Origin of the sequence: Oscillatoria sp. HE19RPO (genome assembly GCF_024220515.1) — a bacterium.
In the GTDB taxonomy this organism is placed as follows: Bacteria; Cyanobacteriota; Cyanobacteriia; order Cyanobacteriales; family Laspinemataceae; genus Laspinema.
Genome location: NZ_JAMXOT010000038.1, coordinates 1 through 11,598 on the forward strand (window position 1 = coordinate 1; position 11,598 = coordinate 11,598).

Consider the following 11,598-nt stretch of genomic DNA (forward strand, 5'->3'; position numbering starts at 1 on the left):
AATCCCCTTAACCCAAAAATCCCTGAACGTGGCTTGAAAATGCCACAAGAATGCAGGAGACTCGACTATCCAACCATACTCTCTATACTCAGAGGTACCATATCGCCGCCGGTGGTTAAGCCTAATAACATGGGTTCTTGGGGTTGAATGACTTTGCCGGTGAGGACACACCGTTCCTCTCGTTGGGCCGTCGCATCTAAACTGGCGCGGATATCGTCTCTTGAAAATGAAGGTCGATACTCTCCTGATTTTTGCTGGACGTAATTCCAGAGCACATCTCGAATCAACGCTTGATAGCCTTGATTGCCAGAAATGGCTTTGAGGCTTTCTTTCAGAGATCTCTCTAAGCGGATGCTGGTGACTTCCATTTCGGTGGTGGGTGTTCGAGTAATCGCAGTCATAACTTTTTTCCTCTGGAGGGTTTACATTCTCTGTAATATTAGTGTAGTATGTTTGGTGGAGAATTCAAGTCCTTGCTTTCAAAAAATCTAAACGTGAACTTTTTACCCATCCTTCCTACAATCACCGGACAGTATGCCAATGGCTTGGGCCGTGATGTTGATGCAGGCGATCGCCTCATGACATCGGCTATAGCTTTGGTGTCCATCGGACAGGTTGAGTATCATAGGAATGCGGACCAAGATTTTGAGATGAGCCAGGAGTTTAAATCCGAGTTAGGTCAGCTATCAGCATGGCCAAATATTCATAGCAGAAGCGGGAGGGATAGGCATCAGGTGCCTGATCCATCTAGGACGAGAAGACCCTAATAATAAGAGTTTTTTCAGCCCCCGCTTCCCCTGAATCAGGAAGTGGGGGCTGTTTTTTTAAGGAGTCGAGTCGTGAACAGCGTAACGGATGTGTTAGCAAAATCGGTGGTGGTTTTTTCTAAAAACTACTTACCGATTAGCCGAGTCAACATTAAGCGAGCAATTGTCCTGTTAATTGCAGGCAAGGCAGAACCGTTGGAGTTAAGCGATGGCAGCAATAGCTACGATTTTGACCTGGAGACCCCTCAACGGTATGAGGTGCGATCGCCCTCTCAAGTGGTGATGGTTCCTCCCCATATCCGCCTCACCATTACGGGGACTGAACGGATTTGGAAGGTGCCTCCGGTCAACCGTCGCGAAGTCCTCAAACGGGACCACCATGCCTGTCAATACTGCGGCAGTACGAAACATTTAACCCTGGATCATGTCTTGCCTAAATCCCGAGGCGGGAGTCATAGTTGGGATAATGTCGTTACTGCCTGCATGAGTTGCAATTCTCGCAAGGGCGATCGCACTCCGATGGAAGCCGGAATGTCCCTCAAAAGCAAACTCAAGGCCCCCATCCACCCGGCAATCTCATTTGCAGAACAATTCTGGAGTGATTTGAAGGGTTCCGAGTGAGAGCAACCCGGGATTTGATGTACAATTTGTACACATTTTTTGGAGAAAAGCTCAAGGGAAGAGGTTTAGACCGAGTGAATCTGAGATTGGGAATTGCCAATCGTTCAATAAATTTTTGATGTTGCACAATTCTATAGCCTATATCCGCCCCTTTTTGTGAATCACATAAGTTCGGGCGGCTCAGACTCTCACTCAAGGACGAAGCAAGAATAACTCACAAAGACGAGAGATCACTGGCAATGCTGAAGTTCATTTATACTGAAACCGGCTTTAACCTAGAGCGTCTGCCTGACTCCATTGAGGAAGTCGTGGCGACCCGTGCAGTGGTGGCGATGCGAGTGGGTGAAAGCATCGCGATCGCACCCTCTAGCGCGTCGTTTTTGCTGCCTGCCGATTTGCCCGGACTGAAATTTCTGGAAGCGGAGGCATTAAACGATCCAGGCGACATGATTTCGATCTGCGTTGCCGATCGCGAGTATGTGGAAGTCAGCCTACGCGGGACTTGGATCTCTACGGATTCCCAGAACGATTTTGGGGTTTTTGTCACCGCCTTGAGCGATCGGGCTGAGTTCTATATCCTCAAATGTTCCGAGGAAGCAAATGCGGGCGTTTCCTTACTCAATGAAGTAGATTGATCTAAAAAAATGAACCCAGAGACACTGGAAATATCTGGGTTCATTCGGGGTTGAACTCTATTTTTTCTGAAATCCACTCAGGCGATCGCCCTTTTATTTATCCTACTGATTAATTCGCGAACACAACCCTGGACCGCCTTCGACCACCATATTATCCACACAATTGGCATACTCCATCGCCGGAGTATTTCCCGGTTGAAACGTAATAGTAGAACGATTACCCGCTGCATCCGCATATTGCACCAGCAAGTTTTCTTCTACAAAACTCAAGGACGTAATATCCCTCAACCCATAAGTTGAAAACTCATTCGGAAAGGGTCTCGGTCCCGGAACTTGAACCCGATAAATCGCATAGCCTCCCGGTTGCGGATCAAGGACGAAAATGCCACTGGTGGTAGTAGCGGCAAAATAATCCAAGACAACTCCTACTACAATATGTCCCGTCAACGGATTAACCGTTACCTCGGCAAATAAATCCCCACTCAGTTCGCGATCGACCAGATTTCCTGTTTCTTTATCGTAGGTATCCAGTACCAATACGTTCAGTTCATCAGCGTCAATCGTATAAGTATTTCCCCCCCACTCTCCTCGGAGTTGTTTCCGGTCCGAAATAATCTCGACTTCCGGAGAAAATCTAGGGCTGTCGGTTTGCTTTCTCCAGGTTCGCACAAATGCTGAATCATCGCTTAACCACTCCGGATGAGTGGCTTCTATTTTTTCTTGGAGGATAGTCAGGGCTTGCTTTTGATGAGGGAGTTGTTGGTAATAGTGGGCAACATTGATTAAAGAAATGCTCATGAATATCATTGAGTCCTCTTGTGGCTTTACAGTGGTTAGATTATAACCATTGGGTGAAAAAATTGCATGAAATTACTGGCGCTGAGAGAGCAAGATTTTCATTTGGGTCTTAAATTCTGTAATTTGTTTTGCAGTGGGTTGAGTTTGCTGCCAACTCTCGCGGGTCATCAGGCGATCGCACCAAGTTTGCAACTGAGGATAATCGTCCAGGGGTAATCCCAAACCGGGCAAAAATGGAATAGCAGTTCCGGCGACAATATCCGCCAAGGTTAGCTGTTGGTCTCCAAAATAGGGGCGATCGGCTAACTTACTTTCAAAAAAGCCTAACACCTGAGCAAGATTCTGTTTAGCTTCTTGCAATTTTTCCGGACTTTCTTGCGAAAACCCCATCCAATTCATCATCAAGGGTTCCATCGGTGGCATCATCTGAGTTAAAGTCAAAAGCTCAATCATTTTCACCATCCCTAACATCTGCGGATCCGCAGGCAGTAAAGAAGGAGTCGGATATTTTGCCTCTAAGTAATCCAAAATTGCCAACGATTCCAGGATCACAAATCCCTCATCTTCCAAAACCGGAACTTGGTGAAACGGATTGAGTGCCAAAAACTCCCCTTTGAACTGATCGCCATCGAGTTTCATCGCGACCAATTCAAACGGTAGCCCTTTCTCTAATAAGGAGATCCAGACCCGGCGAGAGTTCCAAGAAATGACATTGTAGTATAGCTTCAACATGGCTTGATTTTTTTTAAGATACTCTCCTGATTTTAACCGGCTTTCGGTCCAAAACCAGAACCGGGTCAGCGCCACTCCATCGAAGAGAGTCAGCACCCTCCGTCTGGGCCTATTGGGATCCACCCCATACTTCAGTCTTTCATCATTGTAGTATGTGGATTGAGGGCAGCCTTATCAAATTTCTTGTCAGCCAAAACCCTTTAAAATCAAGCATTTCCATGAAACTTAAAAAAAAAATCAGAAATTTTTCCAAAACCCCTTGACAGTTTTGTAGTATGTGCGTAGTATATAAATATGAGGCGAGAGAGACAGAGCAAAACGCTCTACCCAAACGCCCACATCGAACCTTGAAAACTGAATAATCAAAGGGCCATTTAATGAAAACGGAAACAATGGCGGACTCACTGGGTGGGAATCATTCCCTTGAATCATTGCCACCCCATCAACCGCCAAACTTTTCCAAATTCCATGTAATCTAATGCTGATTTCATGGGGGTGTAGCTCAGTTAGCGTAGAGCACTTGTCTGTCGAACAAGTCGTCGCGGGTTCGAGTCCCGTCACTCCCGTTCAGCATAGATTAAATTTGGAAAAAACCAAGAAAAAACTTGGCTGAAATCGATAATCTGGCCTCATCGTCTAATGGTTAGGATATAGCTCTTTCAAGGCTGGGATACGGGTTCAATTCCCGTTGAGGCTACCAAATCGATATCGCAGTGTAACTTAATGGTAAAGTCCCCAGCTCATAACTGGGTTGATGCAGGTTCAAATCCTGCTGCTGCGACCAACAAATGTGGGGATAGTGTAATGGCTAACATGACGGTCTCCAAAACCGTTGATCTGAGTTCAAATCTCAGTCCCTGCGCCAAACCTGGTGCCGTAGGCAAATTGGTAAAGCCCCCGACCTTTCACGTCGGCGTTTGCGGGTTCAACTCCCGTCGGCACTGCCACATTGTATGGGCTGGTATCCAAATTGGTGAAGGAGCTTGACTGTAAATCAAGTGCTATTGTGCTGAACATGGGGGTTCGAGTCCCTCCTGGCCCATTGTGGAGAGGTGGCCGAGTGGCTTAAGGCGCTTTCCTGCTAAGAAAGAGCGGTTTAACGACCGTCGAGGGTTCGACTCCCTCCCTCTCCGCCTTTTTTGTATAAAACCCAATCCGGTACTCGTAGCAAAAACCCGCAGCCTGAAGGCTGGGGCTATACAGACCAAGCCTGCCTACGCAGGCTAAAGAGCAAAGTAGGTTTTTGATAACCGGATTTGTATAACCTGGGTGCATGACCCCCAACCTGGAGAGATGGCCGAGAGGCTGATGGCGCGGTCTTGGAAAGACCGATCGGATTGAACAGATCCGACGAGGGTTCAAATCCCTCTCTCTCCTTTATCCCCCGGTAGCTCAGTTGGTAGTAGCGCCTGTTTGAAGAACAGGAGGTCGTCGGATCGAAGCCGACCTGGGGGGCTGGTATTGCCTGGTGGACGATTCGGTAAGTCGCTGTGATTCTGACTCACAGAGAGGTTGGTTCGACCCCAACCCAGGCATCCATATCACAATGCCCTGTGGTGTAATTGGGTAACATTTCTGGATTTGACCCAGAAGAGTCCAGGTTCGATCCCTGGCGGGGCATCCAATTTTTGCTCCTGTGGCGTAATTGGAAAACGCGATCGCCTCAAAAGCGATTTATTGTGAGTTCGAGTCTCACCGGGAGTACCTTTGTTCTCTCGCTCCTGTGGCGGAATTGGTAGACGCGGCAGACTTAAAATCTGTTTTTTAAAAAGTGTGGGTTCGAGTCCCACCAGGAGTACCAACGGGATGTAATTCAGCGGTTTAGAAGCTTTGGTTTGGGACCAAAGAGTCGTGGGTTCAAATCCTACCATCCCGATTTTTTTTCGCCCCTGTGACGTAATTGGAAACCGTCGCTCGCTCAGACCGAGTGTTTTACAGGTTCGAGTCCTGTCAGGGGTATTGGGTATAACTTACCCAAGCGATGCGCTTATTTAAAATTCGCCCCTGTAGCCCAATTGGAAGAGGCACTAGACTAAGGATCTAGGGGGTACTGGTTCGAGTCCAGTCAGGGGTATTTTGGTGATTTATGCAGGGATGGAGCAATGGTTGGCTCGTCAGTCTCATAAACTGAAAATCAGCAAGTTCAAATCTTGCCCCTGCCACCAATTCTTAATGCTGGTGTGGCTCAAATTGGTAGAGCGATCGCCTTGTAAGCGATGGGTTGCAGGTTCAATTCCTGTCACCAGCTTTCTGCGGGTGTGATGTAGTGGTAAGCATCTGAGTCTGCCAGTCTCAGTGCATGGGTTCAAATCCCATCATCCGCTTTTGTAGTCCTATAGCTCAACGGTAGAGCGCTTGCCTTACAAGCAAGATGTTGTCAGTTCAAATCTGACTGGGACTACCAACAAAAGAGAGTGTAACTTAATTGGAAAAAGTCCCGATCTTCTAAATCGGTTTATGTAGGTTCGAGTCCTACCACTCTTGTTTTTATTCACTAAAAAGGAGGGATTATCTTCTGAAATTTAACAGGCTAATTTTCTGCGATCGCGTCCAAGCGTGACCTAATTTTTGGAGCTTACATACTTAAGTACGAGAGGAAAAGTACCACGAAAAACTGTGGGCGCGTGAGAACGAGGAATACGAAGAACCCGAGAGGTGGGCTTAAAAGTAGCCATCCTTTAAAGAGTGTGTAACAACCCATCGGCGGAGTCCCTCTAGTAACTGAGAAAGCGCAAAATGCTCCTCGCACTTGCACGACCAAACGCGATCGCCTCACTTAAGTTCATCATCTCTTTAATCTGGGTCTGTAGTTCCAATGGGAGAACGCTTCTCTTGCAAAGAAGAGGTTGCGGGTTCGACCCCCGCCAGATCCACTGATGCAGGACTTACGCTTATGTTGAAAACGCACCCTAAATGTAGCAGCGATTCGCGAATCGCCTCTACATTGAGAGGTAATGCGTAAGTCCTATGATGGTGTCTGAAGTCCAAGCGGTCCAGACGCTGGTTTGTGAAGCCAGTCCTAGCGGGTTCAAGTCCCGTCAGACACCCTGCGGAAGATGCTGCTGAATGGACGGCAACTGGTCTCGAAAGCCAGAGTACAGGTTACTGTAGGGGTTCGATTCCTCCATCTTCCACCACCCACCAGAAGCCGAAAAGTGAGGCACCGTGCTGATAACGCGGGGTTAGGAGGGGCAGTACCTCTCTGGTGGATTTCCCTTTGCCAGCGGATCTGGAACTGATGCTACGAACGTCGGTGTCGGTGGTTCAACTCCATCCAAAGGGGCTTTCTCTTGCCTGTGAGAGGCTTCCTGCATCACTTTAAGGTAAGGGACTATTCCTCGGTAGCTCAATGGTGGAGCATCCGGCTGTTAACCGGAGGGTTCTTGGTTCGAGTCCAAGTCGAGGAGTTTCATTTAAGTTAAAACTTACGCATTACCTCTAAATAATGTAGAGGCGATTCGCGAATCGCCTCTACATTTTAGGGTCTCAAAATATGCGTAAATCCTGTAAATCAGAGGTAACAGTAAGATGAAACAGTTTAAGTTTCACATAGGTTTGCATTCGCCTTCGATTTGCAGATTGGTTTGGGATTTACATCCCTAAATTGATTATTGATTAATGGAAGCTGCTGCTGATGGGACGGCAACCAGTCTTGAACACTGGGGTACGGTGGAAATCCGTAGGGGTTCGACTCCTCCAGCTTCCGCTGAGATGGGATAGAATGGGTGGTTGGCAGATCGGTTTATGCATCCGACTTTTAATCGGATCGAGAGAGGTTCAACTCCTCTACCACCCTTTATTAAAACAGGGAACAGAGATGATGATCACGTTAACAAAACGCGGCTATACGGGAGACATGGATTTAGAGGCGATCGCGGCTTTGATTCACGCTTGTGAGGCGGTGGATTGCCTGGATGAAGGCAGTTCGATCGCCGAACTTCGCCAAGAAATTGAAGCGCCTGACGTCGATCGCGATCGCAATCTTCACCTCTGGGAAACGCCCGAGGGGACATTGATCGGGTTCGCACAACTTTGGATTCCTGAATCCGGTGAGGTTCGGGATGGTTTCCTCTGGTTTCGGGTGCATCCGCTGTTCCGAGGCGGGACTGTGGAACGGGAAATCGTCGCATGGGGTGAGGCGCGGATGCAGGAAGTGAGTCAGGAGTGTGGTGTGCCGGTGAGCTTGCGATCGGGAACCAGGGAATCCGATGGCGATCGCATTCGGTTTTTAGAAAGCTGTGGATTCGCCGTTGATCGCTATTTTTTCCGCATGGAACGAGTCGCTGCTGAATCCATACCCACTCCTCAGTTACCGCCTGAATTTACGGTGCAGATTGGGGAACAGCAAAAGAATGGCGATGCTTGGGTTGAACTGTACAACCAGAGTTTTATTGATCATTGGAATTTTCACACCTTCACTCGCGATCGCCTGGATTATGAATTAGCCAATCTTCCTTATCGGCCCGCCTTCGACTTAGTAGCCGTCTCTCCTGATGGCCAATTTGCCGGTTTTTGTTATTGTACAATTTATGATGAAAAAAATCGCCAAACTGGACGAAATGAAGGCTGGATTACCGTCCTAGGAACCCGTCGCGGCTTCCGCCATCAAGGTATCGGACGGGCGCTATTGTTAGCGGGGATGCAGCAATTACAATCTGCCGGGGTTGAAACCATTCTCTTGAGTGTAGATGCCCAAAGTCCAACGGGAGCCTTGAAACTTTATGAATCCGTCGGGTTTCGCAAATCTTTCGCAAAAGTCTCGCTATTTAAAGCACTTGAGAGTCTTGAATTAGCAAATTAATTTTTTTTTCGATACCCCCTTGACACTCTGTAGTACGAGTGTTACATTAAAGGAGAGCAAGGAAAAAACTCACTGAGATTTCTCCTTGCTACACCTTGAAAGCTGAATAAAACCGGGGCGGTTAACCCAAATTAATTCATTATTTTTTTGAAAGGAATTGAGGTATTCCCTTGTTACTCTACCTGAAAATGCTCCCCCTGAGTTGGCAAAATTCTCAGCCTCAAACTCAGCAGAAGCAGTTAACCGGAACCCCAAGTCAACCCCACGGAATTAACGCCAACACTGTTCATCCTGGCGAGCAAATCCGTCACACTACCGAAGTTTATTACTTAGAACGGCGTTGTTTCTTGTAGAACAAGGAGAAGAGAACATGGTTCACATTCGTTTTGAAGGTCGTTCCTACGACGTAAGTGAAACTCAAGTTGACATTACTGAATCCATGACCGATGCAGCCATCAAACAACAGCTTGCCCGTTACTTGGAAGTCAGCGAAAATCGCTTCAAGGATTACGTTTGCGATCGGCGTCCTTCCGGTGACTTAATCGTTCGCCCAGAAGCGGTTTACGGTTAAATTGCTCAGAGTTCAGCCAGAATTTAGGAGTTCCAAATGATTTCTACGATTTGAACACAATTAGCACTTCGCGCCCTGACTTAAAAAGCTTACATACTTGCTCAATGGTAGAGCATTACTTTATAGCAGTAACCTTAGCAGGTTCGAGTCCTGCGTATGAACCACCGGCTTTCTTGACTTGCGCGAAGTGTTTTAATTTTTCCCCTTTCAAAACGGTTTTAAGATCCAAGCACTTCGTGCCCTAACTCAGAAAGCTTACATACTTGCTCACTGGTAGAGCATTACTCTCATAAAGTAACTTTAGCAGGTTCGATTCCTGCGTATGAAACAACGGCTTTCTGGACTTGCACGAGGTGTTTAAAATTTTCCGCGTTTCCCTGTTCTGAGTACCCTGGCACTTCGCGCCCTAACTGAAAAAGCTTACATACTTGCTCAATGGTTGGGCATTACTTTATGGAAGTAACTCTAGCAGGTTCGAGTCCTGCGTATGAACCAACGGCTTTCTTGACTTGCGCGAAGTGTTTTAATTTTCTCTATTTCAAAACGGTTTTAATATCCAGGCACTTCGTACCCTAACTCAGAAAGCTTACATACTTGCTCACGGATAGAGCATTACTCTGAAAAAAGTAAAGCCAACAGGTTCGATTCCTGCGTATGAAACAACGGCTTTCTGGACTTGTACGAGGTGTTTAATTTTTCCGCATTTCATTCGGCTTGTAGTATCCAAGCACTTCGCGCCCTAACTGAAAAAGCTTACATACTTGCTACTGGTAAAGCGCTTGATTCAAAATCGAGTACCCGAAAGGGTTTATGGGTTCAATTCCCATGTATAAACAAAAAGCTTTTTAAACTTGCGCGAAGTGTTCTTTATTTTTCAGCACTTACGCATCAACCCTAAATGTAGGGGTGATTCGCGAATCACCCCTACAGAATCTGGGGTTTGATATTAAAGAATGCGTCAGTCCTGTTTTTGTGAAAGCTGCAAATTATTGAAAGCTAATTAAAAAAAAACAATTTAGACAACAGGAGGACGTTCATGAATGCAGCAGAACGGGATTTAAGACTGGAAATGTTGAATAGTTTGCTGACTACCCCCCACCGCAAACTGGAAGATGTGGCAGAGTTACATCAACTGATGGTGGAATTGGACCCGATTTTTTACGGTCATTTGGGGGTTTGGTATAGCAAAAATGGGGATGTGCGCGATCATAAAGAAGTGTTTGTCGGACATTTACTCACCAGTCCTTTAACTGCTCATCGGGACGCCGGTTTCGTGATGCTGCAAGAATTTCCTCCGTATCAAGTTGGGCGGATTGTGGACTTTATGAAGCAGCATCGGGGGAAAGTACCGCGTTCCTCACGCACTGCAGTGACGCAATACCTACGCGATCGCGAAAAAAATGCCAAATTCTTTGATCGCGCCGCACTTCGCAACCGCAGTGCCATGAAACATCTGTATGCCAGCTTGCATATCAAACCGAGCGATCGCGCCGATGCAGTCCTGTTTAAAAACAATCCTCCCCAGGATTCTCTCGCCTATCTCCTGAAGCAACTGGCAAAATCGACCAATCCGGCAGAACAAGCGGCGCTGATTGTGGAACATAACATTCCCTATCCGATCGCCGTTGGTGCAATTAAACAGTTAACCCCAACGGTTTTAGTCGCACTGATTAACTCCATGTCGGCGCAGGAAGTGATCAATAACATGAAATCCCTGCAAGCACGAGGTGCGATGGAACATCCTGATGTCAAAGCGTTGATTGAGGGGAAACTACAAAAAGCGCAAACGAGCGATCGCGTCTCTGCCTACAAAGCGCGAGTTGCTGCCGATGCTGCTAACTTGGATGCTGCCACCACCGCGCAGTTAGAACAAATTACTAACGAACAAGTCAAAAAGCGCGGAAAAATCAGCAAACCCACGGGATTGCTGGTGGACAAATCCGGTTCAATGGACTCGGCGATCGCCGTGGGTAAGCGTCTAGCTGCCATGATTTCCGGGATTTCCGAAGCGGAACTCTATGTCTATGCCTTCGATACCATGCCTTACCCAGTCACCGCTCAGGGTGCTGAATTAAGCGACTGGGAACGTGCTTTCGATGGGATTAAGGCGGGTGGAGGAACCAGTGTCGGTTGTGCCTTAGAAGCCATGCGACGGAAAAAGCAAGTTGTGGACCAAATCATCCTCGTCACCGATGAAGGTGAGAATGGTCATCCCTATTTCGCCGATGTTTATCAAACCTACTCTCGCGAATTTGCGGTGATGCCAAATGTGATCATCGTCCGTGTGGGAAGTTCCTGCAATTGGGTAGAAACCCAACTCAAGCAGAAGCAAGTGCCGGTGGAAACTTTCACCTTTGGCGGAGATTACTATTCCCTGCCGAATCTGGTCCCCTTGCTGTCTCGTCCCTCGCGACTGGATTTGTTGATGGAGATTCTGGACACTCCGTTGCCGGTGCGTCAAAATAAATAAAAGAAGCAGGATGCGCTGGGAGCGCATCCTGCTTCTTCAGGACTTACGCAATTGAGCGCATCGGGGAACTCCAAAAAATAAAACCTTCAAAAAACCCGCAGGCTCAAGCCTGGGGCTACACGGACAAAGCGGTGCCTGCGCGGGCTAAAAGAGCCTTGTTAGGTGCGATCGCATCAAAGCAAGGATGATTTATTTGTTGGAAT

The 11,598-nt window shown here is 47.4% G+C and carries 10 protein-coding genes and 29 tRNA genes; 35 read left to right on the top strand and 4 right to left on the bottom strand.

The annotated features are described in order from the left end of the window. Nucleotides 1–65: 65 nt before the first annotated feature. On the bottom strand, nucleotides 66–401 hold the full coding sequence (locus tag NG833_RS04440) for a hypothetical protein (RefSeq protein WP_254564128.1): 336 nt from the start codon (nucleotides 399–401) through the stop codon (nucleotides 66–68). Nucleotides 402–503: 102 nt separating this feature from the next. After that, the gene (locus NG833_RS30310; protein WP_256555822.1) at nucleotides 504–626 is read right to left on the bottom strand and encodes a hypothetical protein; all 123 of its coding nucleotides are present in this window, start codon (nucleotides 624–626) and stop codon (nucleotides 504–506) included. Nucleotides 627–839: 213 nt separating this feature from the next. Here NG833_RS30310 and NG833_RS04445 point away from each other — a divergent pair, with 213 nt between their 5' ends. Continuing rightward, nucleotides 840–1,388: an HNH endonuclease gene (locus NG833_RS04445; RefSeq protein WP_254564129.1), complete on the top strand. Its 549-nt coding sequence runs from the start codon at nucleotides 840–842 to the stop codon at nucleotides 1,386–1,388. A 239-nt stretch (nucleotides 1,389–1,627) separates the two neighbouring features. Next, the gene (locus NG833_RS04450; RefSeq protein WP_254564130.1) at nucleotides 1,628–2,023 is read left to right on the top strand and encodes an alr0857 family protein; all 396 of its coding nucleotides are present in this window, start codon (nucleotides 1,628–1,630) and stop codon (nucleotides 2,021–2,023) included. A gap of 102 nt (nucleotides 2,024–2,125) precedes the next feature. Here the strand turns inward: NG833_RS04450 and NG833_RS04455 are convergent, their stop codons facing one another. Both NG833_RS04455 and NG833_RS04460 read right to left on the bottom strand, forming a co-directional pair. Continuing rightward, complete coding sequence (locus NG833_RS04455; protein WP_254564131.1) at nucleotides 2,126–2,821, bottom strand: hypothetical protein; 696 nt, start codon at nucleotides 2,819–2,821, stop codon at nucleotides 2,126–2,128. A 72-nt stretch (nucleotides 2,822–2,893) separates the two neighbouring features. Next, on the bottom strand, nucleotides 2,894–3,649 hold the full coding sequence (locus NG833_RS04460; protein WP_254564132.1) for a glutathione S-transferase family protein: 756 nt from the start codon (nucleotides 3,647–3,649) through the stop codon (nucleotides 2,894–2,896). Between the two features lie 395 nt (nucleotides 3,650–4,044). Between NG833_RS04460 and NG833_RS04465 the strand changes: the two genes are divergently transcribed. From NG833_RS04465 to NG833_RS04625, 33 genes are all read left to right on the top strand, one after another. Beyond that, nucleotides 4,045–4,119, top strand: a tRNA-Asp gene (locus NG833_RS04465). Between the two features lie 59 nt (nucleotides 4,120–4,178). After that, nucleotides 4,179–4,253 (top strand) — tRNA-Glu (locus NG833_RS04470). A gap of 9 nt (nucleotides 4,254–4,262) precedes the next feature. After that, nucleotides 4,263–4,337, top strand: a tRNA-Ile gene (locus NG833_RS04475). A gap of 6 nt (nucleotides 4,338–4,343) precedes the next feature. Continuing rightward, a tRNA-Trp gene (locus tag NG833_RS04480) sits at nucleotides 4,344–4,418 on the top strand. A gap of 5 nt (nucleotides 4,419–4,423) precedes the next feature. Continuing rightward, nucleotides 4,424–4,500, top strand: a tRNA-Glu gene (locus NG833_RS04485). Nucleotides 4,501–4,508: 8 nt separating this feature from the next. After that, nucleotides 4,509–4,595 (top strand) — tRNA-Tyr (locus NG833_RS04490). A gap of 4 nt (nucleotides 4,596–4,599) precedes the next feature. Further along, nucleotides 4,600–4,686: transfer RNA gene (locus tag NG833_RS04495), tRNA-Ser, on the top strand. Between the two features lie 154 nt (nucleotides 4,687–4,840). After that, nucleotides 4,841–4,930 (top strand) — tRNA-Ser (locus NG833_RS04500). A 4-nt stretch (nucleotides 4,931–4,934) separates the two neighbouring features. Continuing rightward, nucleotides 4,935–5,008 (top strand) — tRNA-Phe (locus tag NG833_RS04505). 7 nt (nucleotides 5,009–5,015) lie between these two features. Beyond that, nucleotides 5,016–5,092 (top strand) — tRNA-Gln (locus tag NG833_RS04510). Between the two features lie 8 nt (nucleotides 5,093–5,100). Beyond that, a tRNA-Gln gene (locus NG833_RS04515) sits at nucleotides 5,101–5,177 on the top strand. A 6-nt stretch (nucleotides 5,178–5,183) separates the two neighbouring features. Continuing rightward, a tRNA-Leu gene (locus NG833_RS04520) sits at nucleotides 5,184–5,257 on the top strand. Between the two features lie 13 nt (nucleotides 5,258–5,270). Next, a tRNA-Leu gene (locus NG833_RS04525) sits at nucleotides 5,271–5,354 on the top strand. A 1-nt stretch (nucleotide 5,355) separates the two neighbouring features. Next, nucleotides 5,356–5,429, top strand: a tRNA-Pro gene (locus NG833_RS04530). A gap of 9 nt (nucleotides 5,430–5,438) precedes the next feature. After that, nucleotides 5,439–5,512 (top strand) — tRNA-Leu (locus NG833_RS04535). 41 nt (nucleotides 5,513–5,553) lie between these two features. Further along, nucleotides 5,554–5,627: transfer RNA gene (locus tag NG833_RS04540), tRNA-Leu, on the top strand. Nucleotides 5,628–5,640: 13 nt separating this feature from the next. After that, nucleotides 5,641–5,718: transfer RNA gene (locus NG833_RS04545), tRNA-Met, on the top strand. A gap of 9 nt (nucleotides 5,719–5,727) precedes the next feature. Next, nucleotides 5,728–5,801: transfer RNA gene (locus NG833_RS04550), tRNA-Thr, on the top strand. A gap of 4 nt (nucleotides 5,802–5,805) precedes the next feature. Continuing rightward, a tRNA-Gly gene (locus NG833_RS04555) sits at nucleotides 5,806–5,877 on the top strand. 5 nt (nucleotides 5,878–5,882) lie between these two features. After that, nucleotides 5,883–5,957: transfer RNA gene (locus NG833_RS04560), tRNA-Val, on the top strand. Nucleotides 5,958–5,963: 6 nt separating this feature from the next. Further along, nucleotides 5,964–6,037: transfer RNA gene (locus NG833_RS04565), tRNA-Arg, on the top strand. A 316-nt stretch (nucleotides 6,038–6,353) separates the two neighbouring features. After that, nucleotides 6,354–6,426 (top strand) — tRNA-Ala (locus tag NG833_RS04570). A gap of 100 nt (nucleotides 6,427–6,526) precedes the next feature. Further along, a tRNA-His gene (locus tag NG833_RS04575) sits at nucleotides 6,527–6,600 on the top strand. Nucleotides 6,601–6,888: 288 nt separating this feature from the next. Then, nucleotides 6,889–6,960: transfer RNA gene (locus NG833_RS04580), tRNA-Asn, on the top strand. Between the two features lie 213 nt (nucleotides 6,961–7,173). Then, a tRNA-Ser gene (locus NG833_RS04585) sits at nucleotides 7,174–7,259 on the top strand. Nucleotides 7,260–7,276: 17 nt separating this feature from the next. After that, a tRNA-Lys gene (locus tag NG833_RS04590) sits at nucleotides 7,277–7,349 on the top strand. A gap of 21 nt (nucleotides 7,350–7,370) precedes the next feature. Beyond that, nucleotides 7,371–8,354 (top strand): GNAT family N-acetyltransferase, encoded by a 984-nt coding sequence (locus NG833_RS04595; protein WP_254564133.1) that lies wholly within the window; start codon nucleotides 7,371–7,373, stop codon nucleotides 8,352–8,354. A 170-nt stretch (nucleotides 8,355–8,524) separates the two neighbouring features. Continuing rightward, nucleotides 8,525–8,707 (top strand): hypothetical protein, encoded by a 183-nt coding sequence (locus NG833_RS04600; protein WP_254564134.1) that lies wholly within the window; start codon nucleotides 8,525–8,527, stop codon nucleotides 8,705–8,707. Nucleotides 8,708–8,724: 17 nt separating this feature from the next. After that, complete coding sequence (locus tag NG833_RS04605) at nucleotides 8,725–8,925, top strand: hypothetical protein (RefSeq protein WP_254564135.1); 201 nt, start codon at nucleotides 8,725–8,727, stop codon at nucleotides 8,923–8,925. Nucleotides 8,926–9,015: 90 nt separating this feature from the next. Then, nucleotides 9,016–9,089: transfer RNA gene (locus NG833_RS04610), tRNA-Tyr, on the top strand. A 91-nt stretch (nucleotides 9,090–9,180) separates the two neighbouring features. Then, nucleotides 9,181–9,253 (top strand) — tRNA-Met (locus NG833_RS04615). A 93-nt stretch (nucleotides 9,254–9,346) separates the two neighbouring features. Next, nucleotides 9,347–9,420, top strand: a tRNA-His gene (locus NG833_RS04620). Between the two features lie 541 nt (nucleotides 9,421–9,961). Next, nucleotides 9,962–11,395, top strand: coding sequence for a hypothetical protein (locus tag NG833_RS04625; protein ID WP_254564136.1), 1,434 nt, complete (start codon nucleotides 9,962–9,964; stop codon nucleotides 11,393–11,395). The last annotated feature ends 203 nt before the right edge of the window (nucleotides 11,396–11,598 follow it).

Excerpts from the sequence above, each read along its gene's own strand:
- NG833_RS04440 (WP_254564128.1), bottom strand. The coding sequence starts at position 401 with ATGACTGCGATTACTCGAACACCCACCACCGAAATGGAAGTCACCAGC.
- NG833_RS30310 (WP_256555822.1), bottom strand. The coding sequence starts at position 626 with ATGATACTCAACCTGTCCGATGGACACCAAAGCTATAGCCGATGTCAT.
- NG833_RS04450 (WP_254564130.1), top strand. The coding sequence starts at position 1,628 with ATGCTGAAGTTCATTTATACTGAAACCGGCTTTAACCTAGAGCGTCTG.
- NG833_RS04455 (WP_254564131.1), bottom strand. The coding sequence starts at position 2,821 with ATGAGCATTTCTTTAATCAATGTTGCCCACTATTACCAACAACTCCCT.
- NG833_RS04595 (WP_254564133.1), top strand. The coding sequence starts at position 7,371 with ATGATGATCACGTTAACAAAACGCGGCTATACGGGAGACATGGATTTA.
- NG833_RS04605 (WP_254564135.1), top strand. The coding sequence starts at position 8,725 with ATGGTTCACATTCGTTTTGAAGGTCGTTCCTACGACGTAAGTGAAACT.
- NG833_RS04625 (WP_254564136.1), top strand. The coding sequence starts at position 9,962 with ATGAATGCAGCAGAACGGGATTTAAGACTGGAAATGTTGAATAGTTTG.